General features: G+C 68.9%; 27 protein-coding genes. 21 read left to right on the top strand and 6 right to left on the bottom strand.

Translation table 11 applies throughout. The annotated features are described in order from the left end of the window. The first annotated feature begins 167 nt into the window (after nucleotides 1-167). From OG322_RS10305 to OG322_RS10220, 18 genes are all read left to right on the top strand, one after another. A complete protein-coding gene (locus tag OG322_RS10305; RefSeq protein ID WP_124285042.1) occupies nucleotides 168-1,268 on the top strand; it encodes an LCP family protein in 1,101 nt (366 codons plus the stop codon). Nucleotides 1,269-1,411: 143 nt separating this feature from the next. After that, nucleotides 1,412-1,636 (top strand): 50S ribosomal protein L31, encoded by a 225-nt coding sequence (gene rpmE / locus OG322_RS10300; protein WP_123461667.1) that lies wholly within the window; start codon nucleotides 1,412-1,414, stop codon nucleotides 1,634-1,636. Nucleotides 1,637-1,786: 150 nt separating this feature from the next. After that, nucleotides 1,787-2,863 (top strand): peptide chain release factor 1, encoded by a 1,077-nt coding sequence (gene prfA / locus OG322_RS10295; RefSeq protein ID WP_123461668.1) that lies wholly within the window; start codon nucleotides 1,787-1,789, stop codon nucleotides 2,861-2,863. A gap of 45 nt (nucleotides 2,864-2,908) precedes the next feature. Next, complete coding sequence (gene prmC / locus OG322_RS10290) at nucleotides 2,909-3,754, top strand: peptide chain release factor N(5)-glutamine methyltransferase (RefSeq protein WP_123461669.1); 846 nt, start codon at nucleotides 2,909-2,911, stop codon at nucleotides 3,752-3,754. Nucleotides 3,755-3,818: 64 nt separating this feature from the next. Further along, complete coding sequence (locus tag OG322_RS10285; RefSeq protein ID WP_123461670.1) at nucleotides 3,819-4,466, top strand: L-threonylcarbamoyladenylate synthase; 648 nt, start codon at nucleotides 3,819-3,821, stop codon at nucleotides 4,464-4,466. After that, nucleotides 4,463-5,104 carry an arsenate reductase/protein-tyrosine-phosphatase family protein gene (locus tag OG322_RS10280; protein ID WP_073736886.1) on the top strand — a complete coding sequence of 214 codons (642 nt, stop codon included), beginning with the start codon at nucleotides 4,463-4,465 and terminating at the stop codon, nucleotides 5,102-5,104. The genes OG322_RS10285 and OG322_RS10280 overlap by 4 nt, the downstream gene beginning before the upstream one ends. 113 nt (nucleotides 5,105-5,217) lie before the next feature. Next, nucleotides 5,218-6,471, top strand: coding sequence for a serine hydroxymethyltransferase (gene glyA, locus OG322_RS10275; protein WP_123461671.1), 1,254 nt, complete (start codon nucleotides 5,218-5,220; stop codon nucleotides 6,469-6,471). Between the two features lie 115 nt (nucleotides 6,472-6,586). Then, nucleotides 6,587-7,972, top strand: coding sequence for an MraY family glycosyltransferase (locus OG322_RS10270; RefSeq protein ID WP_123461672.1), 1,386 nt, complete (start codon nucleotides 6,587-6,589; stop codon nucleotides 7,970-7,972). Nucleotides 7,973-8,234: 262 nt separating this feature from the next. Then, nucleotides 8,235-8,672, top strand: a complete 438-nt coding sequence (locus OG322_RS10265; protein ID WP_123461673.1) for a hypothetical protein — start codon at nucleotides 8,235-8,237, stop codon at nucleotides 8,670-8,672. Nucleotides 8,673-8,882: 210 nt separating this feature from the next. Next, on the top strand, nucleotides 8,883-9,719 hold the full coding sequence (atpB, locus tag OG322_RS10260) for a F0F1 ATP synthase subunit A (protein ID WP_185095442.1): 837 nt from the start codon (nucleotides 8,883-8,885) through the stop codon (nucleotides 9,717-9,719). 74 nt (nucleotides 9,720-9,793) lie between these two features. After that, nucleotides 9,794-10,027, top strand: a complete 234-nt coding sequence (gene atpE / locus OG322_RS10255; RefSeq protein ID WP_100568043.1) for an ATP synthase F0 subunit C — start codon at nucleotides 9,794-9,796, stop codon at nucleotides 10,025-10,027. Between the two features lie 43 nt (nucleotides 10,028-10,070). Then, nucleotides 10,071-10,613, top strand: coding sequence for a F0F1 ATP synthase subunit B (locus tag OG322_RS10250; protein ID WP_123461675.1), 543 nt, complete (start codon nucleotides 10,071-10,073; stop codon nucleotides 10,611-10,613). Continuing rightward, nucleotides 10,610-11,425, top strand: a complete 816-nt coding sequence (locus OG322_RS10245) for a F0F1 ATP synthase subunit delta (protein WP_329306324.1) — start codon at nucleotides 10,610-10,612, stop codon at nucleotides 11,423-11,425. The genes OG322_RS10250 and OG322_RS10245 overlap by 4 nt, the downstream gene beginning before the upstream one ends. A 140-nt stretch (nucleotides 11,426-11,565) precedes the next feature. Beyond that, complete coding sequence (gene atpA, locus OG322_RS10240) at nucleotides 11,566-13,137, top strand: F0F1 ATP synthase subunit alpha (protein ID WP_123461677.1); 1,572 nt, start codon at nucleotides 11,566-11,568, stop codon at nucleotides 13,135-13,137. Nucleotides 13,138-13,140: 3 nt separating this feature from the next. Further along, on the top strand, nucleotides 13,141-14,055 hold the full coding sequence (locus OG322_RS10235; protein ID WP_123461678.1) for a F0F1 ATP synthase subunit gamma: 915 nt from the start codon (nucleotides 13,141-13,143) through the stop codon (nucleotides 14,053-14,055). Then, entirely contained in the window at nucleotides 14,055-15,497 is a 1,443-nt protein-coding gene (atpD, locus tag OG322_RS10230; protein WP_123461679.1) for a F0F1 ATP synthase subunit beta, read from the top strand. The genes OG322_RS10235 and atpD overlap by 1 nt, the downstream gene beginning before the upstream one ends. A 109-nt stretch (nucleotides 15,498-15,606) precedes the next feature. Then, the gene (locus tag OG322_RS10225; RefSeq protein ID WP_123461680.1) at nucleotides 15,607-15,981 is read left to right on the top strand and encodes a F0F1 ATP synthase subunit epsilon; all 375 of its coding nucleotides are present in this window, start codon (nucleotides 15,607-15,609) and stop codon (nucleotides 15,979-15,981) included. A 140-nt stretch (nucleotides 15,982-16,121) separates the two neighbouring features. Continuing rightward, nucleotides 16,122-16,568, top strand: a complete 447-nt coding sequence (locus tag OG322_RS10220; RefSeq protein ID WP_123461681.1) for a DUF2550 domain-containing protein — start codon at nucleotides 16,122-16,124, stop codon at nucleotides 16,566-16,568. 100 nt (nucleotides 16,569-16,668) lie between these two features. On the opposite strand, the gene OG322_RS10215 is transcribed toward OG322_RS10220, so the two are convergent. The 3 genes from OG322_RS10215 to OG322_RS10205 form a co-directional block, all read right to left on the bottom strand. After that, nucleotides 16,669-18,552, bottom strand: a complete 1,884-nt coding sequence (locus OG322_RS10215; RefSeq protein ID WP_306086968.1) for a glycoside hydrolase family 18 chitinase — start codon at nucleotides 18,550-18,552, stop codon at nucleotides 16,669-16,671. A 179-nt stretch (nucleotides 18,553-18,731) separates the two neighbouring features. Then, a complete protein-coding gene (locus OG322_RS10210) occupies nucleotides 18,732-19,382 on the bottom strand; it encodes a response regulator (protein ID WP_123461683.1) in 651 nt (216 codons plus the stop codon). Next, nucleotides 19,379-20,575, bottom strand: a complete 1,197-nt coding sequence (locus tag OG322_RS10205; protein ID WP_329306323.1) for a sensor histidine kinase — start codon at nucleotides 20,573-20,575, stop codon at nucleotides 19,379-19,381. Before OG322_RS10205 ends, OG322_RS10210 begins: the two co-directional genes overlap by 4 nt. Nucleotides 20,576-20,727: 152 nt before the next feature. Between OG322_RS10205 and OG322_RS10200 the strand changes: the two genes are divergently transcribed. Beyond that, the gene (locus OG322_RS10200; protein ID WP_124285047.1) at nucleotides 20,728-21,297 is read left to right on the top strand and encodes a hypothetical protein; all 570 of its coding nucleotides are present in this window, start codon (nucleotides 20,728-20,730) and stop codon (nucleotides 21,295-21,297) included. Between the two features lie 60 nt (nucleotides 21,298-21,357). Here the strand turns inward: OG322_RS10200 and OG322_RS10195 are convergent, their stop codons facing one another. Genes OG322_RS10195 through OG322_RS10185 form a run of 3 tightly spaced genes read right to left on the bottom strand, consistent with a single transcriptional unit; the run spans nucleotide 21,358 to nucleotide 23,485 of the window. Next, nucleotides 21,358-21,930 carry a cob(I)yrinic acid a,c-diamide adenosyltransferase gene (locus OG322_RS10195; protein WP_123461686.1) on the bottom strand — a complete coding sequence of 191 codons (573 nt, stop codon included), beginning with the start codon at nucleotides 21,928-21,930 and terminating at the stop codon, nucleotides 21,358-21,360. A 4-nt stretch (nucleotides 21,931-21,934) separates the two neighbouring features. Beyond that, on the bottom strand, nucleotides 21,935-22,693 hold the full coding sequence (locus OG322_RS10190; protein ID WP_123461687.1) for an ABC transporter permease: 759 nt from the start codon (nucleotides 22,691-22,693) through the stop codon (nucleotides 21,935-21,937). 12 nt (nucleotides 22,694-22,705) lie between these two features. Continuing rightward, nucleotides 22,706-23,485: an ABC transporter ATP-binding protein gene (locus tag OG322_RS10185; protein WP_123461688.1), complete on the bottom strand. Its 780-nt coding sequence runs from the start codon at nucleotides 23,483-23,485 to the stop codon at nucleotides 22,706-22,708. Between the two features lie 81 nt (nucleotides 23,486-23,566). Here OG322_RS10185 and OG322_RS10180 point away from each other — a divergent pair, with 81 nt between their 5' ends. Beyond that, a complete protein-coding gene (locus tag OG322_RS10180; protein WP_123461689.1) occupies nucleotides 23,567-24,208 on the top strand; it encodes a TetR/AcrR family transcriptional regulator in 642 nt (213 codons plus the stop codon). 129 nt (nucleotides 24,209-24,337) lie between these two features. Next, nucleotides 24,338-25,186, top strand: a complete 849-nt coding sequence (locus OG322_RS10175) for a 3-hydroxyacyl-CoA dehydrogenase family protein (RefSeq protein ID WP_123462489.1) — start codon at nucleotides 24,338-24,340, stop codon at nucleotides 25,184-25,186. Nucleotides 25,187-25,242: the final 56 nt, after the last annotated feature.

Genomic DNA, 25,242 nt, shown 5'->3' with positions numbered 1-25,242 from the left:
ACTGTTCCCGGCCCCGTGGAACCGCCTCTCGCGCACCCGGAGGCCACAGGGTGCTGTGCAACCCTTCTTGTCGCCGTGGCGTCGTACCCAAGAGCGACAAAACGGCGCACCGACCCGCACACCGCAGCAGGGGGTAGCCGGGAGCAGCCGACGGAACGAGGAGACGGATGACCGAGCCGAGTGGGAGCAACAGCCGAATACGGGCCACCGGCAAACGCCGGAGGAAGGCGTCCCGCCGCCGCAGGGCGACCGTCATAGCCGCTTGGAGCCTGGCCGGCGTGGTCGTCGTGGGCGGAGCGGGGCTGGGGTACGCGTACTTCCAGCTCGACGGCAATCTCAAGGCCGTCGACATCAACAACGCCCTCGGCAAGAACCGCCCCCAGAACGTCGACAACGGCTCCGAGGACATCCTCGTCCTGGGTTCCGACTCCCGCTCCGGCGCGAACGCGCAGTACGGCGTCGACGAGGGAGGCGCCCGTTCGGACACCGCGATGGTCGTCCACGTCAACAAGGGCCACAAGGCGGCCAGCGTCGTCTCCATCCCCCGCGACACCCTCGTCACCCGGCCCGACTGCAAGAGCGACGAGAGCGGCGCGGACGTCCCGGGCGAACAGCGCGCGATGTTCAACACGGCGTACGAGGTCGGCGGACCGGCCTGCGCGGTCAAGACCGTCGAGTCGATGTCCGGGATCCGGATGGACCACTACGTCGAAGTCGACTTCACCGGCTTCAAGAAGCTGATCGACAAGCTCGGCGGGGTCAAGATCACCACCACGCAGGCGATCAACGACCCCAAGAGCCATCTGAACCTGGAGCCGGGCCCCCACACCCTGAACGGCGAGCAGTCGCTCGGCCTGGTCCGCACCCGCAAGAGCGTCGGCGACGGCAGCGACCTCGGCCGCATCCAGCTCCAGCAGGCCTTCATCAAGGCGCTGATGGTGCAGGCGAAGAGCGTCGGCGTCCTCGACGGAACCAAGCTGTACGGCCTCGCGGACACGGCGACCAAGGCCATCACGACCGACTCCGACCTGGGCTCGGTCAAGGCACTCGCGGGCTTCGCCAACGGACTCAAGGGGCTCGGCTCCGAGAACGTCCACATGGTGACCCTGCCCGTCGAGTACGACCCGGCCGACCCGAACCGCGTCATACCGCAGGAGAAGGCCGGACAGCAGGTGTGGACGGCGCTTCTGCACGACTCGCCGATCCCCGCCTCGGCCACCGAGAAGTCGGCGGGCGACAAGGGTGCCGCGGGCGACATCGTGCGGTGACCGGGAGTGCCCGGGAATAGTTCCGGGCCGACCCCGGTTTTGGGAGATGCGGCCGGTCCTGGCAGACTGGTACGTCGGCCCCGGTTCACGGACACGCAATCCGCGCGTACGACCCGGCGCCCTCCCGAAACTAGGAGACACCCTTGAAGCGCGAGATCCACCCCCAGTACGTCGAGACCCAGGTCAGCTGCACCTGTGGCGCGTCGTTCACCACCCGGTCCACCCTGGACAGCGGCGCCATCCGTGCGGACGTCTGCTCCGAGTGCCACCCGTTCTACACGGGCAAGCAGAAGATCCTCGACACCGGTGGCCGTGTGGCCCGCTTCGAGGCCCGCTTCGGCAAGGCCGCCGGCTCCGCCAGCAAGTAGCGAGCCAACTGCGCCGGTTCTCGGCGCCCTCTTCCCGGGGGCGCCGTGACCGGCGTTTTTTCCGGCCGGGACACGGCATCCCCGTGTCCCGCCCGGCAGGCAAACCGCCGGCCGGCAGGCACGTCGAGCGAAGAAACCAGGAGCCCGAAGATGTTCGAGGCGGTCGAGGAACTGATCGGCGAACAGTCCGATCTCGAGAAGAAGCTCGCGGACCCGTCGGTCCACGCCGACCAGGCCAACGCGCGCAAGCTCAACAAGCGCTACGCCGAGCTGACCCCGATCGTCGCCACGTACCGCTCCTGGAAGCAGACCGGGGACGACATCGAGACGGCCCGCGAGTTCGCCGCCGACGACCCCGACTTCGCCGCCGAGGTCAAGGACCTGGAGAAGGAGCGCCAGGAGCTCACCGAGAAGCTCCGCCTCCTGCTCGTACCCCGTGACCCCAGTGACGACAAGGACGTGCTCCTGGAGATCAAGGCGGGCGCGGGCGGCGACGAGTCCGCCCTGTTCGCCGGGGACCTGCTGCGCATGTACCTGCGCTACGCCGAGCGGGTCGGCTGGAAGACCGAGATCATCGACTCCACCGAGTCCGAGCTCGGCGGCTACAAGGACGTCCAGGTCGCCGTGAAGACCAAGGGCGGCAACGGGGCCACCGAACCCGGCCAGGGCGTCTGGGCCCGGATGAAGTACGAGGGCGGCGTGCACCGTGTGCAGCGCGTGCCCTCCACCGAGTCCCAGGGGCGCATCCACACCTCCGCCGCCGGCGTGCTGGTCACGCCCGAGGCCGAGGAGGTCGAGGTCGAGATCCTCGCCAACGACCTGCGCATCGACGTCTACCGCTCGTCCGGCCCCGGCGGTCAGTCCGTCAACACCACGGACTCCGCCGTCCGCATCACGCACCTGCCCACCGGCGTCGTGGCCTCCTGCCAGAACGAGAAGAGCCAGCTCCAGAACAAGGAGCAGGCCATGCGCATCCTGCGTTCGCGCCTCCTCGCGGCCGCCCAGGAGGCCGCCGAGCAGGAAGCCTCGGACGTACGGCGCAGCCAGGTGCGTACGGTCGACCGTTCCGAGAAGATCCGTACCTACAACTTCCCGGAAAACCGGATCTCGGACCACCGCGTCGGCTTCAAGGCGTACAACTTGGACCAGGTGCTCGACGGTGAACTGGGCGCCGTGATCCAGGCATGTGTCGACGCCGACTCCGCCGCCAAGCTCGCCGCCGCGTAAGCTCCACCACCCCGCACCGCTCGTGAACCTGTACGGAGAACCGCGATGAACCTGCTGCTCGCCGAGGTGGCCCAGGCCACCCAGCGGCTGGCCGACGCCGGTGTACCTTCGCCGAGATTCGACGCGGAGGAACTCGCCGCGTTCGTGCACGGCGTCAAGCGGGGCGAGCTGCACAACGTGCCGGACGCCGACTTCGACGCCCGGTACTGGGAGACCATCGCCCGGCGCGAGGCCCGCGAACCGCTCCAGCACATCACCGGACGCGCCTTCTTCCGCTATCTGGAGCTCCAGGTGGGACCCGGTGTCTTCGTGCCCCGCCCGGAGACCGAATCGGTCGTCGGCTGGGCGATAGACGCGGTCCGCGCGATGGACGTCGTCGAGCCGCTGATCGTCGATCTCTGCACGGGATCGGGCGCCATCGCGCTGGCCATGGCCCAGGAGGTGCCGCGCTCGCGCGTGCACGCCGTGGAGCTGTCCGAGGACGCCCTCAAATGGACCAGGAAGAACGCCGAGGACTCCAGGGTCACCGTGCACCGCGGAGACGCCCTGACGGCCCTTCCCGAGCTCGACGGACAGGTCGACCTGGTCATCTCCAACCCGCCGTACATCCCGCTCACCGAGTGGGAGTACGTGGCTCCGGAGGCCCGCGACCACGACCCCCAGATGGCTCTCTTCTCCGGTGAGGACGGCCTCGACACCATCCGCGGCATCGAGCGCACCGCTCACCGTCTGCTGCGCCCCGGCGGCCTCGTCGTCATCGAGCACGCCGACACCCAGGGCGGCCAGGTGCCGTGGATCTTCACCGAGGAGCGGGGCTGGGCCGACGCGGCCGACCATCCCGACCTGAACAACCGTCCCCGGTTCGCCACGGCCCGCAAGGCGATGCCGTGACCGGCGGCCACCACCCGCACGACCCGTACCAGCCCTACCCGAACATGCTTGAGGAGGCCGGCTGATGGCACGGCGATACGACTGCAACGACGCGACCGACCGTACGACGGGTCTGCGCGAGGCCGCGTCCGCCGTCCGCCGAGGCGAACTGGTCGTGCTGCCCACCGACACGGTGTACGGGATCGGTGCGGACGCCTTCAGTTCCGAGGGCGTCGCCGACCTGCTGGACGCCAAGGGCCGCGGCCGCAACATGCCGACCCCCGTCCTGATCGGTTCCCCGAACACCCTGCACGGCCTGGTCACCGACTTCTCCGAGCAGGCCTGGGAGCTCGTCGACGCCTTCTGGCCCGGCGCCCTCACGCTCGTCGCCAAGCACCAGCCGTCCCTCCAGTGGGACCTCGGCGACACCCGCGGCACCGTCGCCATCCGGATGCCGCTGCACCCGGTCGCCATCGAGCTGCTCACCGAGGTCGGCCCGATGGCCGTCTCCAGCGCCAACCTCACCGGACACCCCTCGCCCGAGGACTGCGACGCCGCCCAGGAGATGCTCGGCGACTCCGTCTCCGTCTACCTCGACGGCGGTCCGACGCCGGGCATCGTCCCGTCCTCGATCGTCGACGTCACCGGCAAGGTGCCGGTCCTGCTGCGCGCCGGCGCGCTCTCCGCGGAGGAGCTGCGCAAGGTGGTACCCGACCTCGAGGTGGCCAATTGACCGCCCCTGAGGGGCGTGGCATAGCGGGGCAGACCGACACTTTCCGCATCCTCCACGTCAGCACCGGCAATGTCTGCCGCTCACCGATCACCGAGCGGCTGACCCGCCATGCCCTCGTGGACCGCCTCGGCGACCCGCTCCAGGGCGGCCTGATCGTGGAGAGTGCCGGCACCTGGGGGCACGAGGGCGCCCCGATGGAGGCCAACGCGGAGGTGGTCCTCGCCGACTTCGGCGCCGACGCCACCGGGTTCGTCGGCCGTGAGCTGCTGGACGAGCACGTGATCCGCGCCGACCTGGTGCTCACCGCCACCCGCGACCACCGCGCCCAGGTGATCTCGATGGGCCACTCGGCCGGTCTGCGGACCTTCACGCTCAAGGAGTTCACCCGGCTGGTCCGGGCGATAGACCACGCGACGCTGCCCGACGCGAAGGACGAGGGCGTCGTCGAGCGCGCCCGCGCGCTGGTGCGCGCGGCCGCCGCGCTGCGCGGCTGGCTGCTGGCCCCGACCGCCGAGGCCGACGAGGTCTACGACCCGTACGGCGCCCCGATCACGTTCTTCCGGTCCATCGGCGACGAGATCAACCAGGCCCTGGAGCCGGTCGTCACCGCGCTGACCGGCGTATCGACTCCGCGCTGACCGGCGCGGGGTCCGGACGGGTGCACGCCGGGCCGTGACAGCGGGCAGCGGGCCCGTCGCGGGCCTACATTGGAGCTGACGTCAGCGCACCCCTCCCAGGCCCGGAGCCCCCGATGCCGGTCACCGCTTCCGCCGCACCACCGGACACCCTGCCGCAGGACTTCGGCGCCCTGCTCCGGGAGGACCCCGAGATCGCCGACGTGCTGCTGGGGGAGTTGCGCCGGCAGTCCGGCACACTGCAGCTGACCGCCGCCGAGAACTTCACCTCGCCCGCGGTCCTGGCCGCCCTCGGCTCACCGCTCGCCAACAAGTACGCCGAGGGCTACCCCGGCAGGCGCCACCACGGCGGCTGCGAACAGGCGGACGCCGCCGAGCGCATCGCCGTCCGCCGGGCCACCGCGCTCTTCGGCGCCGAGCACGCCAACGTCCAGCCGCACTCCGGCTCCTCGGCCGTCCTCGCGGCGTACGCGGCACTGCTGCGGCCCGGCGACACGGTGCTCGCGATGGGACTCCCGTACGGCGGACACCTCACCCATGGCTCACCCGCCAACTTCTCCGGCCGCTGGTTCGAGTTCATCGGCTACGGGGTGGACTCCGAGAGCGGCCTGATCGACTACGACCAGGTCCGCACCCTGGCCCGCAGCCACCGTCCCAAGGCGATCGTCAGCGGCTCCATCTCCTATCCGCGCCACCCGGACCACGCGAGGTTCCGCGAGATCGCCGACGAGGTGGGCGCCTACCTCATCGCCGATGCCGCGCACCCGATGGGGCTGATCGCCGGGGGAGCGGCGCCGAGCCCCGTTCCGTACGCGGACGTGGTCTGCGCCACCACGCACAAGGTGCTGCGCGGGCCGCGCGGCGGCATGATCCTGTGCGGCGTGGAACTGGCCGAGCGGATCGACCGGGCGGTCTTCCCCTTCACCCAGGGCGGCGCCCAGATGCACACGGTGGCCGCGAAGGCCGTCGCCTTCCACGAGGCGGCGACCCCGGCCTTCGCCGCGTACGCCCATCGTGTGGTGTCCCACGCCCGGGTGCTGGCCGCCGGCCTGGAGGCCGAGGGCTTCGACGTCACCACCGGCGGCACGGACACCCACCTGATCGTCGCGGACCCGGCCCCGCTCGGCGTGGACGGCCCCACCGCCCGCGCCCGGCTGGCCGCTGCGGGCCTGGTGCTGGACACCTGCGCGCTTCCGTACGGGGACGCCCGGGGCATCAGGCTGGGCACCGCGGCCGTCACCACCCAGGGCATGGACGGCGCCGGCGTGGCACGGCTCGCGGCGCTGTTCGGCGCGGCGGTGCGCGAGGAGGGCGACGTCCTCGCGGAGGTGCGGGAGCTGGCTGCGGAATTTCCGCCGTACCCCGGGTGACATTGGCCCTATGTCCCGAATGGGGACGACCCGTGCAACCATCACGAGTACCTCTGTGTCCTCAACCATGAGGCCGACGTAGTTAAGGTGTGGGCTGAGATGGCCGGCGACATTTGTGGGGCAGCCCGTGCGTGATTACCTGCTGACGCTCTGTGTCACGGCAGCAGTGACCTATCTGCTCACCGGCCCGGTGCGTAAGTTCGCCATCGCGGTCGGGGCGATGCCCGCGATCCGTGCGCGAGACGTCCACCGTGAACCGACACCGAGGCTCGGTGGCATCGCCATGTTCGGCGGGCTGTGCGCCGGACTGATCGTCGCCGACCACCTGGCCAACCTCGACGGCGTCTTCGACCTCTCCAGCGAACCCCGGGCGCTGCTCTCCGGGGCGGCGCTGATCTGGCTGATCGGCGTCCTGGACGACAAGTTCGAGATCGACGCCCTGATCAAGCTGGGCGGACAGATGATCGCCGCGGCGGTCATGGTCCTGCAGGGCCTGACGATCCTGTGGCTGCCGATCCCCGGCGTCGGCACCGTCGCCCTCACCCAGTGGCAGGGCACGCTGCTCACGGTCGCCCTGGTCGTCATCACGATCAACGCGGTGAACTTCGTCGACGGCCTGGACGGCCTGGCGGCCGGCATGGTCCTCATCGCGTCGGCCGCGTTCTTCCTCTACACCTACCGGCTCTGGTACGGACACACGATCGAGGCGGCCGCACCCGCGACGCTCTTCACGGCCATCCTGATGGGCATGTGCCTCGGCTTCCTGCCGCACAACATGCATCCGGCCCGGATCTTCATGGGCGACTCCGGCTCGATGCTGATCGGCCTCGTCCTGGCCGCCGGCGCGATCTCGGTGACCGGACAGGTCGACCCGGACAACCTGAAGATCTTCGAGGGCAGTGAGCGCCAGGCGACCCACGCGATGCTGCCGGTGTTCATTCCGCTGCTGCTGCCGCTCACGATCATCGCGATCCCGGCGGCCGACCTGGTGCTGGCGATCGTGCGGCGCACCTGGAACGGCCAGTCGCCGTTCGCCGCCGACCGGGGCCACCTGCACCACCGGCTGCTGGAGATCGGGCACTCGCACAGCCGGTCGGTGCTGATCATGTACTTCTGGTCGGCCCTGATCGCCTTCGGCGCGGTCGGCTACTCCGTGCACTCGGCCTCGATGTGGATCGTCCTCGTGATCGTGGGCCTGAGCGCGCTCGGCCTGATCCTGCTCCTGATGCCCCGCTTCACCCCGCGCGCCCCGTTGTGGGCGCAACGCTTCGTACCGCCCCGCTACCGCCGGCGGCGGCGGGGCGAGGGGCCCGGGGCGGCGTCCGCGGAGGGGCTGGAGGATCAACAGGCGGCGGCGGATGCCCAGATGGGGCAGGGGGGGCGCGAGACCGCCCCGAGGCCCCCGATCGCCGCAGGTGTCTCGGGCGTCAACGGAGCGACCGCCATTGGCCCCCGTTCGCGATTTTCGGACCGGCGCGAGGCCGATTCCACGCGTCGATAATTCGGGCATCAACGGGCAATACCAGACAAGCGGTTGCGTTGTCTTGCTCACACGTGCTTGTTCACACTCAAGTGTGACAGCAAGCACACTTTCTTGGTAAAGACCTCATCAAATAGTTTGTGATACCGTTCACGAACCCGGTGACAGAGCCGAAGGGCCTGAGTAGCACGGTCCCTTGGCCTCGAGGCATCGACTCGGACCGGGCCTACGCTCGTCCATGACGACACACTGCCAACCCCCCCCAGCAAGCGGAGCTGCCGCCATGCCGTCCAACGACGTCCGGACTCTCCTCCAGACCGCCGTACCCACCGCTGTCGCCGGCGCTGTTGCCGCCGCGATCAGCGGTGGCGTCGCCGGTGGCAAGGGAGCCCTGGGCGCGGTCATTGCGACGATCGTGGTCATCCTCTTCATGGGTATCGGGCTGGTGGTCCTGCAGCGGACCGCCAAGTCCCTGCCCCATCTGTTCCAGGCGATGGGGCTGATGCTGTACACGGCTCAGCTGCTCCTGTTGGTCATCTTTGTCGCTGTATTCAAGAACACCACGTTGTTCAACCCGAAGGCCTTCGCGATCACGCTGGTCGCGGCGACTCTCGTGTGGATCGGCGCACAGGCGCGTGCGTACATGAAGGCCAAGATCCTTTACGTCGAACCCGACTCCGACAAGGGTGAGAAGCCCAAGAACACTGGCCCCCGGTCGTGAAGGGTAGGGGCGGTATAAGGGCAAGTTCAGGACCCTGCTATCGTCCGGTTCCAACTGCGGCACCGCGGGCGCGGGTATATGAGCTGACGCCTGCTCGATCGCGAGGCTCAATGCCTGACTGCCGCTCGCCCATCCGAATCACCAGTCCAGTGCCGAATCGCGGCTGCGCGCCGCGCCGACACAACGAGGTTGCCGTACCTATGCGCCACGCTGAAGGAGCCCGCGGTGAGTGCTGACCCGACACAGGTGCTCGCCTTCGAGACCGATTGCCACATCTTCTCCGGTTGTGGTTTCCCGGCACCCGGCCTGCACTCGTTCCTGTTCGAACCCCTCTGGGGCGACGCGGACAGCAACCTGTACTTCAACAAGCCGATGCTGCTGGCCCTGCTCGGCTCGATCGTCATCGTCGGTTTCTTCTGGGCCGCCTTCCGTAAGCCGAAGGTCGTCCCGGGCAAGCTGCAGATGGTCGCCGAGACGGGATACGACTTCATCCGCCGGGGGATCGTCTACGAGACGCTCGGCAAGCGCGAGGGCGAGAAGTACGTTCCGCTCGTCGTCTCGCTGTTCTTCTTCGTCTGGATGATGAACCTCTGGTCGATCATCCCGGTCGCCCAGTTCCCGGTGACGGCGATCATCGCCTACCCGGCCGTGCTGGCAGTCATCGTCTACGTCCTGTGGGTCAGCCTGACCTTCAAGCGGCACGGCTTTGTCGGCGCCTTCAAGAACTTCACCGGGTACGACAAGTCGCTCGGCCCGGTGTTGCCTCTGGCCATGTTGATCGAGTTCTTCTCGAACCTGCTCATCCGGCCTTTCACCCACGCGGTGCGACTCTTCGCGAACATGTTTGCAGGCCACACGCTGTTGCTGCTGTTCACGATCGCCAGCTGGTACCTGCTCAACGGCATCGGCTTTGCCTACGCGGGCGTCTCCTTTGTGATGACCATCGTGATGACCGCCTTCGAGCTCTTCATCCAGGCGCTGCAGGCGTACGTCTTCGTACTCCTGACCTGCACCTACATCCAGGGCGCGCTCGCCAAGCACCACTGAGCACCTCGCGCGCCGCTCGTTATTCGTCCGGTGGCCAACCCCCACCGGTCCGTGAAAGAGAAGGAAGAACCGGCATGTCCCAGACTCTTGCTGCCGTCACCGGCTCCATCGGCTCCATCGGTTACGGCCTCGCCGCCATCGGTCCCGGCGTCGGCGTCGGCATCATCTTCGGTAACGGCACCCAGGCGCTGGCCCGTCAGCCCGAGGCTGCCGGTCTCATCCGCGCCAACCAGATCCTCGGCTTCGCCTTCTGTGAGGCGCTCGCCCTCATCGGTCTGGTCATGCCGTTCGTCTACGGCATCAAGTAGATCTTCGGATCCACGACCAGCCCACTAGACGAAAGGCAATGACGTGAGCCAGTTGCTTACGATCGCGGCTGAGACGGAAAACCCGCTCATCCCGCCGATCCCTGAGCTCGTCATCGGCCTCATCGCTTTCCTCATCGTCTTCGGCTTCCTCGCCAAGAAGCTCCTCCCGAACATCAACAAGGTTCTGGAAGAGCGTCGCGAGGCCATCGAAGGCGGTATCGAAAAGGCCGATGCGGCCCAGACCGAGGCCCAGAGCGTTCTTGAGCAGTACAAGGCTCAGCTCGCCGAGGCCCGCCACGAAGCCGCTCGTATGCGCCAGGAGGCGCAGGAGCAGGGCGCCGTGATCCTGCAGGAGATGCGGGCGGAAGGCCAGCGGCAGCGCGAGGAGATCGTCGCTGCGGGCCACGCCCAGATCGAGGCCGACCGCAAGGCCGCGGCGTCCGCGCTGCGTCAGGACGTGGGCAAGCTCGCCACCGACCTGGCCGGCAAGCTCGTCGGCGAGTCCCTTGAGGACCACGCCCGGCAGAGTGGCACCGTCGACCGCTTCCTCGACGAGCTCGAGGCGAAGGCCGAGGCCGTCCGATGAACGGCGCGAGCCGCGAGGCACTGGCCGCCGCACGCGAGCGTCTCGACGCACTGACCGACAGCACGTCGGTCGACGCGTCGAAGCTCGCCGAGGACCTGGCCGGCGTCACGGCGCTGCTGCACCGCGAGGTGTCGCTGCGCCGGGTCCTGACCGACCCGGCTCAGCCCGGCGAGGCCAGGGCCGAGCTGGCCGGACGTCTGCTGCGCGGCCAGGTGGGCGGCGAAGCCGTCGATCTGGTCTCCGGCATGGTCCGCTCGCGCTGGTCGCAGTCGCGTGACCTGGTCGACTCGGTCGAGGAACTGGCGAACACCGCGGACCTCACCGCCGCCCAGCGCAACGGAGACCTCGACGACGTCGAGGACGAGATGTTCCGGTTCGGCCGGATCGTCGCCTCGGACCCGGAGCTGCGCGCCGCGCTCACCAGCCGGACCGCGACCCCCGCCGCCAAGGGCGAGCTGCTGCGCAGCCTGCTCGGCGGAAAGGCGCGGCCCACCACCGAGCGCGTCATCGTGCGGCTTGTCACCCAGCCCCGGGGACGTAGCCTGGAAGAGGGACTCGACTCCCTCTCCAAGCTCGCCGCGGAGCGCCGTGACCGCATGGTCGCGATCGTCACCTCGGCAGTGCCGCTGAGCGATCGGCAGAAGCAGCGCCTCGGCGCCGCCCTGGCGAAGATCTACGGCCGCCAGATGCACCTGAATCTCGACGTGGACCCCGAGGTCCTCGGCGGAGTCACGGTGCGGGTCGGTGACGAGGTCGTCAACGGCACCATCGCGGAGCGTCTCGACGAGGCGACCCGGCGGATGGCCGGCTGACCCAGCCCGGCGCAGTAACAGAGACAGAGCAAGACCAGCGGCCCGGTTGGGCCGTGCAGAAATTGCAGAAGATTCCTGGGGGTCGGCCCCCAGACCCCCTTAAGAAACTTCGGGCCCAACAAGGAGAGCAGGGAACCCAGATGGCGGAGCTCACGATCCGGCCGGAGGAGATCCGGGATGCGCTGGAGAACTTTGTCCAGTCGTACAAGCCGGACGCGGCCTCGCGCGAGGAGGTCGGTACGGTCAGCGTTGCCGGCGACGGCATCGCGAAGGTGGAGGGCCTGCCCTCCGCCATGGCGAACGAGCTGCTGAAGTTCGAGGACGGCACCCTCGGTCTCGCCCTCAACCTCGAGGAGCGCGAGATCGGTGCGATCGTCCTCGGCGAGTTCAGCGGAATCGAGGAGGGCCAGCCGGTGCAGCGCACCGGTGAGGTGCTCTCCGTCGGCGTCGGCGAGGGTTACCTCGGCCGCGTCGTCGACCCGCTCGGCAACCCGATCGACGGTCTCGGCGAGATCGCGACCGACAGTCGGCGCGCCCTCGAGCTGCAGGCCCCTGGCGTCATGGTCCGTAAGTCGGTGCACGAGCCGATGCAGACCGGCTACAAGGCCGTCGACGCCATGGTGCCGATCGGCCGCGGCCAGCGTCAGCTGATCATCGGTGACCGTCAGACGGGTAAGACCGCTCTGGCTGTCGACACGATCATCAACCAGCGCGACAACTGGCGCTCGGGCGACGTGAAGAAGCAGGTTCGCTGCATCTACGTCGCCATCGGTCAGAAGGGCTCCACCATCGCCTCCGTGCGCGGTGCCCTCGAAGAGGCCGGCGCGCTTGAGTACACGACCATCGTCGCCGCCCCGGCGTCCGACCCGGCCGGCTTCAAGTACCTGGCGCCGTACACCGGTTCGGCCATCGGCCAGCACTGGATGTACCAGGGCAAGCACGTCCTGATCATCTTCGATGACCTTTCGAAGCAGGCCGACGCGTACCGCGCCGTATCGCTTCTGCTGCGCCGTCCGCCGGGCCGTGAGGCCTACCCGGGCGACGTCTTCTACCTCCACTCGCGTCTGCTGGAGCGCTGCGCCAAGCTCTCCGACGAGATGGGTGCCGGTTCGATGACCGGCCTCCCGATCGTCGAGACCAAGGCGAACGACGTGTCGGCGTTCATCCCGACCAACGTCATCTCCATCACCGACGGCCAGTGCTTCCTGGAGTCCGACCTGTTCAACGCCGGCCAGCGTCCGGCTCTGAACGTCGGTATCTCGGTCTCGCGAGTCGGTGGCTCCGCCCAGCACAAGGCCATGCGTCAGGTCTCCGGCCGACTCCGCGTGGACCTCGCCCAGTACCGTGAGCTGGAGGCGTTCGCCGCCTTCGGCTCCGACCTGGACGCGGCCTCGAAGGCTTCGCTGGAGCGCGGTAAGCGCATGGTCGAGCTGCTGAAGCAGCCGCAGTACTCCCCGCTCCCGGTCGAGGAGCAGGTCGTCTCGGTCTGGGCCGGCACCACGGGCAAGATGGACGACGTCCCGGTCGAGGACATCCGCCGCTTCGAGAGCGAGCTGCTGGAGTACCTGCGCCGCGAGCGCAAGGACCTCCTGACCAGCATCGCCGAGGGCGCCAAGATGTCCGACGACACGCTGCAGTCGGTAGCCGACGCGGTCGCCGCCTTCAAGCAGCAGTTCGAGACCTCGGACGGCAAGCTTCTGGGCGAGGGCTGATCGATGGGCGCTCAGCTTCGCGTTTACAAGCGCCGCATCCGCTCCGTCACCGCCACGAAGAAGATCACCAAGGCGATGGAGATGATCGCCGCCTCGCGCATCGTCAAGGCGCAGCGCAAGGTGGCGGCCTCGATGCCGTATGCCACCGAGCTGAACCGTGCTGTCACCGCGGTGGCGACCGGTTCCACCACCAAGCACCCGCTGACCACCGAGGCCGAGACTCCGGCACGGGCCGCGATCCTGCTCGTCACGAGCGACCGCGGTCTGGCCGGCGGTTACTCCTCCAACGCCATCAAGGCGGCGGAGCAGCTGACCGAGCGGCTGCGCGGTGAGGGCAAGGAGGTCGACACGTATGTGATCGGCCGCAAGGGTGTCGCCTACTACAACTTCCGCGAGCGCAAGATCGCGGAGTCGTGGACCGGCTTCACCGACAGCCCGACGTACGCGGATGCGAAGCGGGCGGCCGCCCCGATGATCGAGGCGGTCACCAAGGAGACCGCCGAGGGCGGCGTGGACGAGCTGCACATCGTCTTCACCGAGTTCGTCTCGATGATGACGCAGAACCCGGTGGACAACCGGATGCTGCCGCTCAGCCTCGACACCACGAAGGACGAGGACAGCCAGGGAGAGATCCTGCCGCTGTTCGACTTCGAGCCGTCGGCGGAGGACGTCCTGGACGCCCTGCTCCCGCGGTACGTCGAGAGCCGGATCTACAACGCGCTGCTGCAGGCCGCTGCTTCCGAGCACGCTGCCCGCCGCCGCGCGATGAAGTCGGCCACCGACAACGCCGGGGAGCTCGTCAAGAGCCTCTCCCGGCTTGCCAACGCGGCCCGCCAGGCCGAAATCACCCAGGAAATCAGCGAGATCGTCGGTGGTGCCAGTGCGCTGGCCGACGCGACCGCGGGGAGTGACAAGTAATGACGACCACAGTTGAGACGGCCGTTGCCACGGGCCGCGTCGCCCGGGTCATCGGCCCGGTCGTCGACGTGGAGTTCCCCGTCGACGCGATGCCGGAGATCTACAACGCGCTGACCGTCGAGGTGGCCGACCCGGCCGAGGACGGCAAGATCAAGAAGCTGACGCTCGAGGTTGCCCAGCACCTCGGCGACGGCGTGATCCGCGCCATCTCGATGCAGCCCACCGACGGTCTGGTCCGCCAGGCCCCGGTGACCAACACGGGCTCCGGCATCACGGTGCCGGTCGGCGAGATGACCAAGGGCAAGGTGTTCAACACCCTTGGTGAGATCCTGAACAAGCCCGAGGCCGAGGCCGAGGTCACCGAGCGCTGGCCGATCCACCGCAAGGCGCCCGCCTTCGACCAGCTCGAGTCCAAGACCGAGATGTTCGAGACCGGCGTCAAGGTCATCGACCTTCTCACCCCGTACGTCAAGGGTGGAAAGATCGGTCTGTTCGGTGGTGCCGGTGTCGGCAAGACCGTTCTGATCCAGGAAATGATCTACCGCGTCGCCAACAACCACGACGGTGTGTCGGTGTTCGCGGGTGTCGGTGAGCGTACCCGTGAGGGCAACGACCTCATCGAGGAGATGGCCGAGTCCGGCGTCATCGACAAGACGGCGCTTGTCTTCGGTCAGATGGACGAGCCCCCGGGCACCCGTCTGCGGGTCGCGCTTGCCGGTCTGACCATGGCGGAGTACTTCCGCGATGTGATGAAGCAGGACGTGCTCTTCTTCATCGACAACATCTTCCGGTACACCCAGGCCGGCTCCGAGGTGTCCACCCTGCTCGGCCGTATGCCGTCCGCGGTGGGTTACCAGCCGAACCTGGCCGACGAGATGGGTCTCCTCCAGGAGCGCATCACGTCGACCCGTGGTCACTCGATCACCTCGATGCAGGCGATCTACGTCCCCGCGGACGACCTGACCGACCCGGCTCCGGCCACCACCTTCGCCCACCTCGACGCGACGACGGTCCTTTCCCGTCCGATCTCCGAGAAGGGCATCTACCCGGCCGTGGACCCGCTGGACTCCACGTCCCGGATCCTGGACCCGCGTTACATCGCGAAGGACCACTACGACACCGCCATGCGGGTCAAGGGAATCCTTCAGAAGTACAAGGACCTCCAGGACATCATCGCCATTCTCGGAATGGACGAGCTCGGCGAGGAGGACAAGCTCACCGTCTTCCGCGCCCGTCGCATCGAGCGCTTCCTGTCGCAGAACACCCACGTCGCCAAGCAGTTCACCGGCGTGGACGGTTCGGACGTTCCGCTCGACGAGTCGATCGCCGCGTTCAACGCGATCGCCGACGGTGAGTACGACCACTTCCCCGAGCAGGCGTTCTTCATGTGCGGTGGCATCGAGGACCTCAAGGCCAACGCCAAGGAGCTCGGCGTCTCCTGAGCCTCCGGCTCACCGAGGGGGGCGGGTGCGTCCCGTCCCCCTCACCACGCCCCGTAGAATTGACCCAACACCCGGCATGACCGCCGGGTGGTGACCCGAGGAGCCACCCTTGGCTGCTGAGCTGCACGTCGAGCTGGTCGCGGCGGACCGTAGTGTCTGGTCCGGCGAGGCCACCCTGGTCGTCGCGCGCACCACGTCCGGCGACATCGGCGTCATGCCCGGTCACCAGCCGCTTCTGGGTGTGCTGGAATCGGGCCCGGTGACGATCCGTACGAGCGATGGCTCCACTGTCATCGCCGCGGTGCACGGCGGTTTCATCTCGTTCGCCGACGACAAGCTCTCGCTGCTGGCGGAGATTGCCGAGCTGGCGGACGAGATCGATGTCCAGCGCGCCGAGCGTGCGCTGGAACGTGCGAAGTCGGACACGGACGGCGCCGCCGAGCGTCGCGCCGATGTGCGACTGCGCGCGGTGGCGGTGCACTAGCCACCCCGCGACAAGTCTTTACCCTCAGCCGCGGCCCGAGCTGGAGACCTCTCCAGACCGTGTCGCGGCTGAGGCGATGCAGGTGCAGGTGAAGTCCGGGCGGTATTCGTTTACTCGACGACGCGAGGAGGTCGGTGGAGATGTTCCTCGCGCTGTGGGTGAGCGGGCTGGTCGTCGCACTGGTCGCGGTTGGTCTCTTCGTCTTCGGTCTGCGTCGGCGGCTGATTCAGCGCTCCGGCGGGACCTTCGACTGCAGCCTGCGCTGGAATGTGCCGGTGGAGCCCGATCTCTCGGGCAAGGGCTGGGTGTACGGGGTCGCCCGGTACCACGGCGACAAGGTCGACTGGTTCCGGGTCTTCAGCTACTCCCCGCGCCCGCGCCGGGTCCTTGAGCGGTCCTCGATCGAGGTGGTCGCCCGTCGGCTGCCCGAGGGCGAGGAGGAGCTCGCGCTGCTCTCCGACGCCATCGTGCTCGGCTGTCTCCACCGGGAGACCCGCCTGGAGCTGGCGATGAGCGAGGACGCCCTGACCGGATTCCTCGCCTGGCTGGAGGCGGCACCGCCCGGCCAGCGGGTGAACGTGGCCTGAGGCCGGCCACGCGCCACACAGACGAAAACCGGGGAGACAGGGGGCGGACCTGTCTCCCCGGTGCTTTTTCGGGGTTACGCGCAATGCGGTGCGGCGGTGACTACTTGAGGCCGTTGTTCATCGCGCTCACGAGTTCACCGTTGCTGGTGTCCCCGCTGAACTCCCAGAAGAACGCGCCTCCCAGGCCCTGGTTCTTCGCCCAGGCCATCTTGGTGCCGATGGTGGCCGGGGTGTCGTAGCTCCACCAGTTGGTGCCGCAGTGCGCGTAGGCGGTGCCGGCGATGGTGCCGGTGGTGGGGCAGCTGTTCTTGAGGACCTTGTAGTCCTCGATGCCCGCCTCGTACGTACCCGGGGCGGCGCCGGTGGCGGTGCCGCCGGGCGCGTCCTGGGTGACGCCGGTCCAGCCGCGGCCGTAGAAGCCGATGCCGAGCAGCAGCTTCGAGGCGGGGACGCCCTGGGCCTTCAGCTTGGCGATGGCCTCGGAGGAGCTGAAGCCGGCCTTCGGGATGCCGGTGTACGGGGTGAGCGGGGAGTGCGGAGCCGTCGGGCCCTTGGCGTCCCAGGCGCCGAAGAAGTCGTACGTCATCACGTTGTACCAGTTCAGCGACTGCGCGGCGCCCGCGTAGTCGGCGACGTCGATCTTGCCGCCCGCGGAGCCGTCGGCCGTGATGGCGGCGGTCACCAGGTTGTTGCTGCCGAACTTGGTGCGCAGTGCGGACGTGATGGACTTCAGCGCGGCCGGGCCGCTGGTGTCACAGGTCAGGCCACAGGCGTTGGGGTACTCCCAGTCGATGTCGATGCCGTCGAAGACATCGGCCCAGCGGGGGTCCTCCACCAGCTTGTAGCAGGAGTCGGCGAACGCGGCCGGGTTCTGCGCCGCCTGGCCGAAGCCGCCGGACCAGGTCCACCCGCCGAACGACCAGAGGACCTTGATGTGCGGGTACTTCGCCTTGAGCTTGCGCAGCTGGTTGAAGCTGCCGCGCAGGGGCTGGTCCCAGGTGTCGGCGACGCCGTCCACGGACTTGTCGGCGGTGTACGCCATGTCGTAGTCGGCGTAGGAGTCACCGATGGTGCACTTGCCGCCCTGGACGTTGCCGAAGGCGTAGTTGATGTGCGTGATCTTGGCGGCCGAGCCGGAGGTGTCCATGTTCTTCACGTGGTAGTTCCGGCCGTAGACGCCCCAGTCGGTGAAGTAGCCGAGGTTCACCTTGTCGCCGGTGCCCGGACCGGGGTCGGTGCCCCCGCCGCCGGTGGTGTGCACCTTGACCGCGCCGCTGGCCGGACCGGTCTGGTCGGCGGTGTCGCGGGCCTGCACGGTGTAGGAGTAGTCCGTGCCGGCGGTGAGGCCGGTGTTGGTGTACGTGGTGCCGGTGACCGTGGCGACGACCGCGCCGTCCCGCAGGACGTCGTAGTTCTTGATGCCGTGGTCGTCGGTGGCCGCGCTCCAGCTCAGCTTCGCCGAGGTGTCGGTGATGGAGCTCGCGGTGGGGGTTCCGGGCGCGGAGGGGGCGTTGTCACCGGGGACGCTGCCGCCGTCGCAGGAGGCGCCGTTCAGTTTGCAGCCGGTGGCGGAACCGGAGCCGGAGCCGGTGCCGTTGAAGCCGAAGGAGACGCTGGCGCCCGGCGCGACCGAGCCGTTCCAGCTGAGGTTCTTGGCGGTCCAGTGATTCCCGGAACTGGTGACGGTGGCGTCCCAGGCGGAACCGACGCCGGTGCCGGAGGGGAAGTCCCACTCGATGGTCCAGGAACTGAGGGCGGTGGTGCCGGTGTTCTTCACCGTCCACTGGCCCTCGAACCCGCTGCCCCAGTCGGACTTCTTGAGGTACGTGGCGGTCGCCGAGGTGGCGGCTTGGGCCGGGGAGGCCATGCCGACCATCGCGGCGAGCGGAAGGAGCAGTGCGGTGAGGCCCGCGACGGCTCTGGATCTGGTGGCTTTTCCGGCCCCGAGTCTGAATCGGGTCCGGCGGGGGGTCTCAGTGCTCAACGGTGCTCCTGGGGTGAGGTCCGGACAAACGGGGGTGGTCCGTCGACTGCAAACCCTGCGCCGCCCTGAGCGCGCTTTGTCATGGCGTGCTCACCGCAGTGTGCTCGGTGAGATTAGGAAGGTCTGGACCAATCGTCAAGAGGTCTGGACCAAAGATCGGAGTCGGGTGCGGCTAAACCTCAGATGCCCAACTCCTGGGCCAGCACCGCCGCCTGGACCCGGCTGCGGAGCTCCAGCTTTCCCAGCAGCCTGCTGACGTGCGTCTTCACCGTCGCCTCCGCCATGGAGAGGCGCACCGCGACCTCGGCGTTCGACAGGCCTTCGCCGAGGCAGCCGAGCACTTCGCGCTCGCGCCGGGTGAGGGAGTCCAGCACCGCCAGGTCCGGAGCCTCCGGCGGCGGCGCGGTGGTGGTACCGGCGAACTCCGCGATCAGCCGGCGCGTCACCGCCGGGGCGATCAGGCCCTCGCCGCGCGCCACCGTGCGTACCGCTTCGAGCAGGCCGTGCGCCTCGGTGTCCTTCAGCAGAAAGCCCGACGCCCCGGCCCGCAGCGCGCCGAAGACGTACTCGTCCAGATCGAAGGTCGTCAGCACCAGCACATCCGCCAGCCGCTCCGCGACCACCTGCTTCGTCGCCGACACCCCGTCCAGCCTGGGCATCTGGATGTCCATCAGCACCAGATCGGGGCGCAGTTCACGGGCCAGCCGCACCGCCGCCTCCCCGTCACCGGCCTCCCCGACGACCTCGATGTCCGGCGCGCTGCCCAGGATGAGCACCAGCCCCGCACGCACCGCCGACTGGTCCTCGGCCACCAGAACCCGGATGGTCATGCCCGCACGCTCCCTTCCCCGACGGGCAGTTCAGCCCGTACACACCAGATCTTCGTCCCGCTCCCGGTGGACACCGGCCCCGCCTCGATCTCCCCGCCGAGCAGCGCCACCCGCTCCTGCATCCCGACCAGTCCGGCCCCCGAACCGGGCGCGCGCGGCCCCGGCCGGTCCCCGAGGACGCTGGTGACCTGCACCGTCAGCCGCTGCCCCGCCTGCCCCAGCCGGACCGTGACCGTGCCGGGCCCGGCATGTTTGAGCGCGTTCGTGAGGGACTCCTGGACGATCCGGTACGCGGCCAGCTCGACCGGCGCCGGCAGCGGACCCGTCTCGGTACGTGAGTCCTCCAGCACGCACGTCAGCCCGCTGGACGCGGCGTTGGTACGGTGCTGCTCGACCAGGGCGTCCAGCGAGCCGAGCGTCGGCGAGATACTGGGCTCAGGATCGGCCCCGCCGGTACGCAGCAGCCCGATCAGACGGCGCATTTCGGCCAGACCGTCGACGCTGTTCTCCCGGATGACCCCCAGGGCGTTCCGGGACGTCTCCGGGTCGTCGATGGAGAGCGCGGCGGTGGAGTGGATGGCGATCGCGGAGAGGTGGTTGGCGACCATGTCGTGCAGTTCGCGCGCCATCCGGGCCCGTTCGGCGGTCACCGCCTGCGCCCGGTCCATCTCGGCCAGCAGAGCCGTCTGATCGGCGCGCAGCCGCTCGGTCTCGGCGGCATCGCGATGGTTGCGCACACTGACCCCGGTGAGGGCGGGCACGAACGAGACCAGCCCCGTGACGATGCCGATGAGCAGCGCCTCGGCACTGCGGAACCAGGCCAGGAAGCCGATCGTGACCGTGACCGTGATCAGGAAGGTGGTCACCGGGATCCGCCGGGCGGCCGCCGGGGTGCCGTAGAGCACGGCCGCGTACATGACGTCGGTGTACAGCAGCACGGTCGCCAGGTTCCCGGCCGTGAACTGGTCCATGATCAGCGCGAGCGTGCCGATGACCAGGGCGGTCTGCGGCGCGCTCCTGCGCAGCAGCGCCAGCGCCGACATCACGGCGAGCGGGACCAGTTCGATCCCGGGGGCGTCGAGGGGCCGGCCGGTCTGCATGTGCAGACCGAGCAGCCACAGGACCACTCCGCCGAGCAGACCGCTGACCGCGATGAGGACGTCGTCGCGGTGGGGGCGGGGAGGGGAGGGCACCCTCCCATCCAACACGGCGGGCGGTCCCGGGTCGTCCGTACGGGGAGTGAGGCGCGACTACATCGAAGGATGCAGTGGCGGTTCGTCACTCCGGGCGACGATCGGGCGCGCCGCGGCGGAGACGCTGGAGGGGAGCGAAAGGAGACAGGACCGTGATCGTCACGCTGATCGTTCTCTGCGAGATCGCCTTCTGGGTGCTGCTGGCCGGGGGACTCGCGCTGCGGTACGTGGCGAAGAAGCCGCGGCTCGGTGGCGCGGTGCTGCTGTGCGAGCCGCTGCTGGAGGTGATCCTGCTGGTGGTGACGGCCGTCGACCTGAAGAACGGTGCCGCTCCGGACTGGAAGCACGGCCTCGCCGCGGTGTACATCGGCTTCACGGTGGGCCTCGGGCACTCCACGATCCGGTGGGTCGACGCCCGGGTCGCCCACCGCTTCGCGGGGGGCCCGCCGCCGGTGAGGCCGCCGAAGTACGGGATGGCGCGGGCGGTGCACGAGTGGCGGGTGGCCGGGCGGTGGGCGCTGGCCGCGGTGACCGCGCTGGCGCTGCTCCAGGGGGCGGTCTGGTACGTGGGGGGCGACGGCGACGTGGCGTCGCTGCGGTCCTGGCAGCAGACGATGCTGTTCGTGATCGGGATCAACCTGGTGATCGCGGCGAGCTACACGGTGTTCCCGAAGCGGGACCCCCGGCGGGAGGCGAAGCGGGTGCCGGACCCGCCCGGCTGACGCGTCGTCCTCGATCGCCGGACGGGCTGAACCCGGGGTTCCGGCGATCGAGGACGCCGGTCACCGTTCGCCGCCCGGCACCCACAGGACGTCGCCGACCTCCTTGTTCGCCACCCGGGCGAGGATGAACAGCAGGTCGGAGAGCCGGTTGAGGTAAGTCGCCGTCAGCGGGTTCATCACCTCGCCGTGGACTTCGAACGCCGCCCAGGTGGACCGCTCCGCGCGCCGCACCACCGTGCAGGCCTGGTGCAGCAGCGCCGCGCCCGGGGTGCCGCCGGGCAGGATGAAGCTGCGGAGCTTCTCCACCTGCTCCAGGAAGTGGTCGCAGTCCGCCTCCAGCTTGTCGACGTAGAACTGCTCGACCCGCAGCGGCGGGTACTTCGGTTCCTCGACGACCGGGGTCGACAGGTCCGCGCCCACGTCGAACAGGTCGTTCTGTACGCGGACGAGCACCTTCACGACGTCGTCGGTCAGCTGCCCGAGCGCGATCGCCGTGCCGATGACCGCGTTGGCCTCGTTGGTGTCGGCGTAGGCGGAGATCCGCAGATCGGTCTTGGCTGTCCGGCTCATGTCGCCGAGGGCGGTGGTGCCCTGGTCGCCGGTACGGGTGTAGATACGTGTCAGATTGACCATGGCGTCAGCGTAGTGAGGCCCCGGCCCTCAGGAAGACGCGTGTGCCCACTGTCACGGCGAGCGTCGCGAATCCGAGGGCGACCAGCACGCCGCAGAGCATGTGCGTGGTGGCGTACGAGCCGATGTACGCGTCCCGTACCGCGTCCACGAGGTAGCGCAGCGGCGTGAGGTGGGAGAGCACGTCCAGCCACTTCGGGCCCAGGGTCATCGGCAGCATCAGGCCGGAGAGCAGCATGGCCGGCATGGTGAGCGAGTTGATCACCGGGCCGAACTCCTGCGGTGTGCTGACCTTCATCGCCAGCGCGTACGAGAGCGAGGCCAGCGAGACCGTCAGCAGGCCGACGAACGCGAAGCCGATCAGGACTCCGGGGAGCGGTGCGCGCAAGCCCATGACCAGGGCGGCCGAGACCAGCAGCACCGCCTGGAACATGAACAGCAGCGTGTCCCGCAGCACCCGTCCCAGCAGCAGAGCCAGCCGGCTGACCGGGGTCACCCGCATCCGTTCCATCACACCGGTCGACTTGTCGATGATGAGGGCGAACCCGCTGAACGAGGCGCCGAACAGGCCGAGCTGGAGCAGCAGGCCGGGTACCAGGATCTGCCAGGAGTCACCGGACCGGCCGAGCGGCAGTCCGGTGAGCAGCGGACCGAAGAAGAGCAGGTACAGCAGGGGCATGAGGATGCCGAAGAGGATCTGGAACTTCGAGCGCAGGGTCTGCCGGGCGTACCGCCCGAAGACGAGCGCGGTGTCATGGAGAAGCATCGGGTCCGATTCCTAGACGGCGACGGGAGCGGCATCGGCGGCGGGAGCGCGGCCGGTGATCGCGAGGAAGGCCTCCTGGAGCGAGGCGGCGGGCGAGCCCGCGTACCGGGTCTTCAGGGCGGCCGGGGTGCCCTCCGCCACCACCAGGCCGCCGTCGACCACGACCAGCCGGTCCGCGAGCGCGTCCGCCTCGTCGAGGTAGTGCGTGGTGAGCACGACGGTCGTGCCGGATTCGTCGCGCAGCCGCCGCACCAGGTCCCACAGGTCGGCGCGGCTGCCCGGGTCGAGACCGGTGGTCGGCTCGTCGAGGAAGAGCAGCGGCGGGCGGTGGGTGAGTCCCATGGCGATGTCGAGCCGCCGGCGCTGGCCCCCCGAGAGCGAGGCCGTCTTCCGGTCGAGCAGGTCCGACAGGCCCAGCTCCCCGGCCAGCTCTCCGGTGCGGGCGACGGCCTCGGCCTTGCCGAGCCGGTACATCCGGCCCTGGGTGACCAGTTCCTCCCGCACGGTGATGTGCGGGTCCACCCCGCCGGACTGGGCGACGTACCCGCAGTTCTCCCGCACGCCCGCCGGGTCGGCGATCAGGTCGTGACCGGCGACGGTGGCGGCGCCGCCGGTGGGGGCGAGCAGCGTGGTGAGCATCCGCAGCGTGGTGGTCTTGCCCGCTCCGTTGGGCCCGAGCAGTCCGACGATCTCGCCGGCCGCGACCGTCAGATCGACGGAGCGTACGGCCTCCACCGGGCCGGCCTTGGTGTCGAAGGTCCGGGCGAGCCCGGCCGTGCTGATGATTGGCATAGCGACCACAAAAACAGAGTCAGTGAAAAATTGCAATGACACCAAAGATTCATGGACTCCAGGGGGCTCTAGGGTGGGGTCATGGCTGAGGGACTCAGGGAGCGCAAGAAGCGCCAGACCAGGCAGCACCTCTCGGACGTGGCCACCGGGCTCTTCCTGGAGCGGGGCTTCGACGCGGTCACGATCGCGGAGGTCGCCCGCGCCGCCGACGTCTCGGTGAACACGGTCTACAACTACTTCCCGACCAAGGAGGACCTCTTCCTGGACCGCAGCCGCGGCATCGTCGACCGCCTCTCGCGGTACGTCCGGGGCCGGGACAAGGGGGAGTCCGCCGCCGACGCCGTCCTTCGTGAACTGCGCATCCAGGTGGAGGGCGTGTCGCCCGCCGTCGGCCTGATGGAGGGGTACGAACGCTTCATGCGGGTCATCGAGGGCGCCGACGGCCTCAAGGCCCGCCTCTGGCACGTGCAGCAGGAGGCCCTCCAGCATCTGGAGGCGACGCTCCTGGAGGAGTCCGGCGCGGAGCCCGGGGACTCGGCCCCGGTCCTGGTGGCCGGTCAGCTCTCCTGGGTGCACGGCACGCTCATGGGGTACATCGGACGCGAGATGGTCGCGGGCCGCAGGGCCGCCGAGGTGTCCCGGGACGCCCTCGTCCTGCTCGACGACATCGAGGACCTGCTGGGCGAAAAGGTGCTCAACTACGCCCGGCGCGCCGCCGAATGACGCATCCCGGTGTGATGTCCGTCATTTGAGACGTGACGCGCATCTCTTCGCAGCCCCAGCGCCCCTCACGGGTACTAACCTCCGCCGGAGAGCATGGACGAGAACCGTATGGAAAGCAGGGGTGCCAACGTGGCCAGGAAGCTCGCCGTCATCGGAGCCGGACTCATGGGGTCCGGCATCGCGCAGGTCTCCGCCCAGGCGGGCTGGGACGTGGTGCTGCGTGATGTGACCGACGCGGCCCTGACCCGCGGCCGTGACGGCATCAAGGCCTCCTACGACAGGTTCGTCTCCAAGGGCAAGCTCGCGGCGTCCGACGCCGAGTCCGCGCTCGCCCGCATCACCACGACCACCGATCTCGACGCGGTCGCCGACGCGGATGTCGTCGTCGAGGCGGTCTTCGAGAAGCTGGAGGTGAAGCACGAGATCTTCCGGGCCCTCGACAAGATCGTCCGGGACGACGCCGTGCTCGCCTCCAACACCTCCGCCATCCCGATCACCAAGATCGCGGCCGTGACGGAGCGCCCGGAACGCGTCGTCGGTGTGCACTTCTTCTCGCCGGTCCCGATGATGCAGCTCTGCGAGCTCGTCCGCGGCTACAAGACGAGCGACGAAACCCTCGCCACCGCACGGGAGTTCGCCGAGTCGGTCGGTAAGACCTGCATCGTGGTCAACCGGGACGTGGCCGGCTTCGTCACCACCCGGCTGATCTCGGCGCTGGTCGTCGAGGCCGCCAAGCTGTACGAATCGGGCGTCGCCTCGGCCGAGGACATCGATATCGCCTGCAAGCTGGGATTCGGCCACGCCATGGGTCCGCTCGCGACCGCGGACCTGACCGGCGTCGACATCCTGCTGCACGCCACCGGCAACATCTACACCGAGTCCCAGGACGAGAAGTTCGCCGCCCCGGAGCTGATGCGCCGGATGGTCGATGCAGGTGACATCGGCCGCAAGAGCGGGCAGGGCTTTTACACCTACTGATCGCTTTTGGTCCCCGGTTGCCTGATCTGCCGTCAAATCAGGCCCGGGGGCCCGGG

Origin of the sequence: Streptomyces sp. NBC_01260 (genome assembly GCF_036226405.1) — a bacterium.
Taxonomy (GTDB): Bacteria; Actinomycetota; Actinomycetes; order Streptomycetales; family Streptomycetaceae; genus Streptomyces; species Streptomyces laculatispora.
The sequence above is the reverse complement of the archived record's forward strand: the minus strand, read 5'-3'. Positions and strand labels throughout refer to the sequence as shown.

Coding starts and splice junctions, on each gene's coding strand:
- OG322_RS10285 (WP_123461670.1), top strand. CDS start 3,819: ATGGCACGGCGATACGACTGCAACGACGCGACCGACCGTACGACGGGT.
- OG322_RS10195 (WP_123461686.1), bottom strand. CDS start 21,930: ATGGTCAATCTGACACGTATCTACACCCGTACCGGCGACCAGGGCACC.
- prfA (WP_123461668.1), top strand. CDS start 1,787: ATGTTCGAGGCGGTCGAGGAACTGATCGGCGAACAGTCCGATCTCGAG.
- glyA (WP_123461671.1), top strand. CDS start 5,218: ATGCCGGTCACCGCTTCCGCCGCACCACCGGACACCCTGCCGCAGGAC.
- OG322_RS10245 (WP_329306324.1), top strand. CDS start 10,610: ATGAACGGCGCGAGCCGCGAGGCACTGGCCGCCGCACGCGAGCGTCTC.
- prmC (WP_123461669.1), top strand. CDS start 2,909: ATGAACCTGCTGCTCGCCGAGGTGGCCCAGGCCACCCAGCGGCTGGCC.
- OG322_RS10210 (WP_123461683.1), bottom strand. CDS start 19,382: ATGACCATCCGGGTTCTGGTGGCCGAGGACCAGTCGGCGGTGCGTGCG.
- OG322_RS10305 (WP_124285042.1), top strand. CDS start 168: ATGACCGAGCCGAGTGGGAGCAACAGCCGAATACGGGCCACCGGCAAA.
- atpA (WP_123461677.1), top strand. CDS start 11,566: ATGGCGGAGCTCACGATCCGGCCGGAGGAGATCCGGGATGCGCTGGAG.
- OG322_RS10235 (WP_123461678.1), top strand. CDS start 13,141: ATGGGCGCTCAGCTTCGCGTTTACAAGCGCCGCATCCGCTCCGTCACC.
- atpD (WP_123461679.1), top strand. CDS start 14,055: ATGACGACCACAGTTGAGACGGCCGTTGCCACGGGCCGCGTCGCCCGG.
- OG322_RS10185 (WP_123461688.1), bottom strand. CDS start 23,485: ATGCCAATCATCAGCACGGCCGGGCTCGCCCGGACCTTCGACACCAAG.
- OG322_RS10220 (WP_123461681.1), top strand. CDS start 16,122: ATGTTCCTCGCGCTGTGGGTGAGCGGGCTGGTCGTCGCACTGGTCGCG.
- OG322_RS10265 (WP_123461673.1), top strand. CDS start 8,235: ATGCCGTCCAACGACGTCCGGACTCTCCTCCAGACCGCCGTACCCACC.
- atpE (WP_100568043.1), top strand. CDS start 9,794: ATGTCCCAGACTCTTGCTGCCGTCACCGGCTCCATCGGCTCCATCGGT.
- OG322_RS10190 (WP_123461687.1), bottom strand. CDS start 22,693: ATGCTTCTCCATGACACCGCGCTCGTCTTCGGGCGGTACGCCCGGCAG.
- OG322_RS10180 (WP_123461689.1), top strand. CDS start 23,567: ATGGCTGAGGGACTCAGGGAGCGCAAGAAGCGCCAGACCAGGCAGCAC.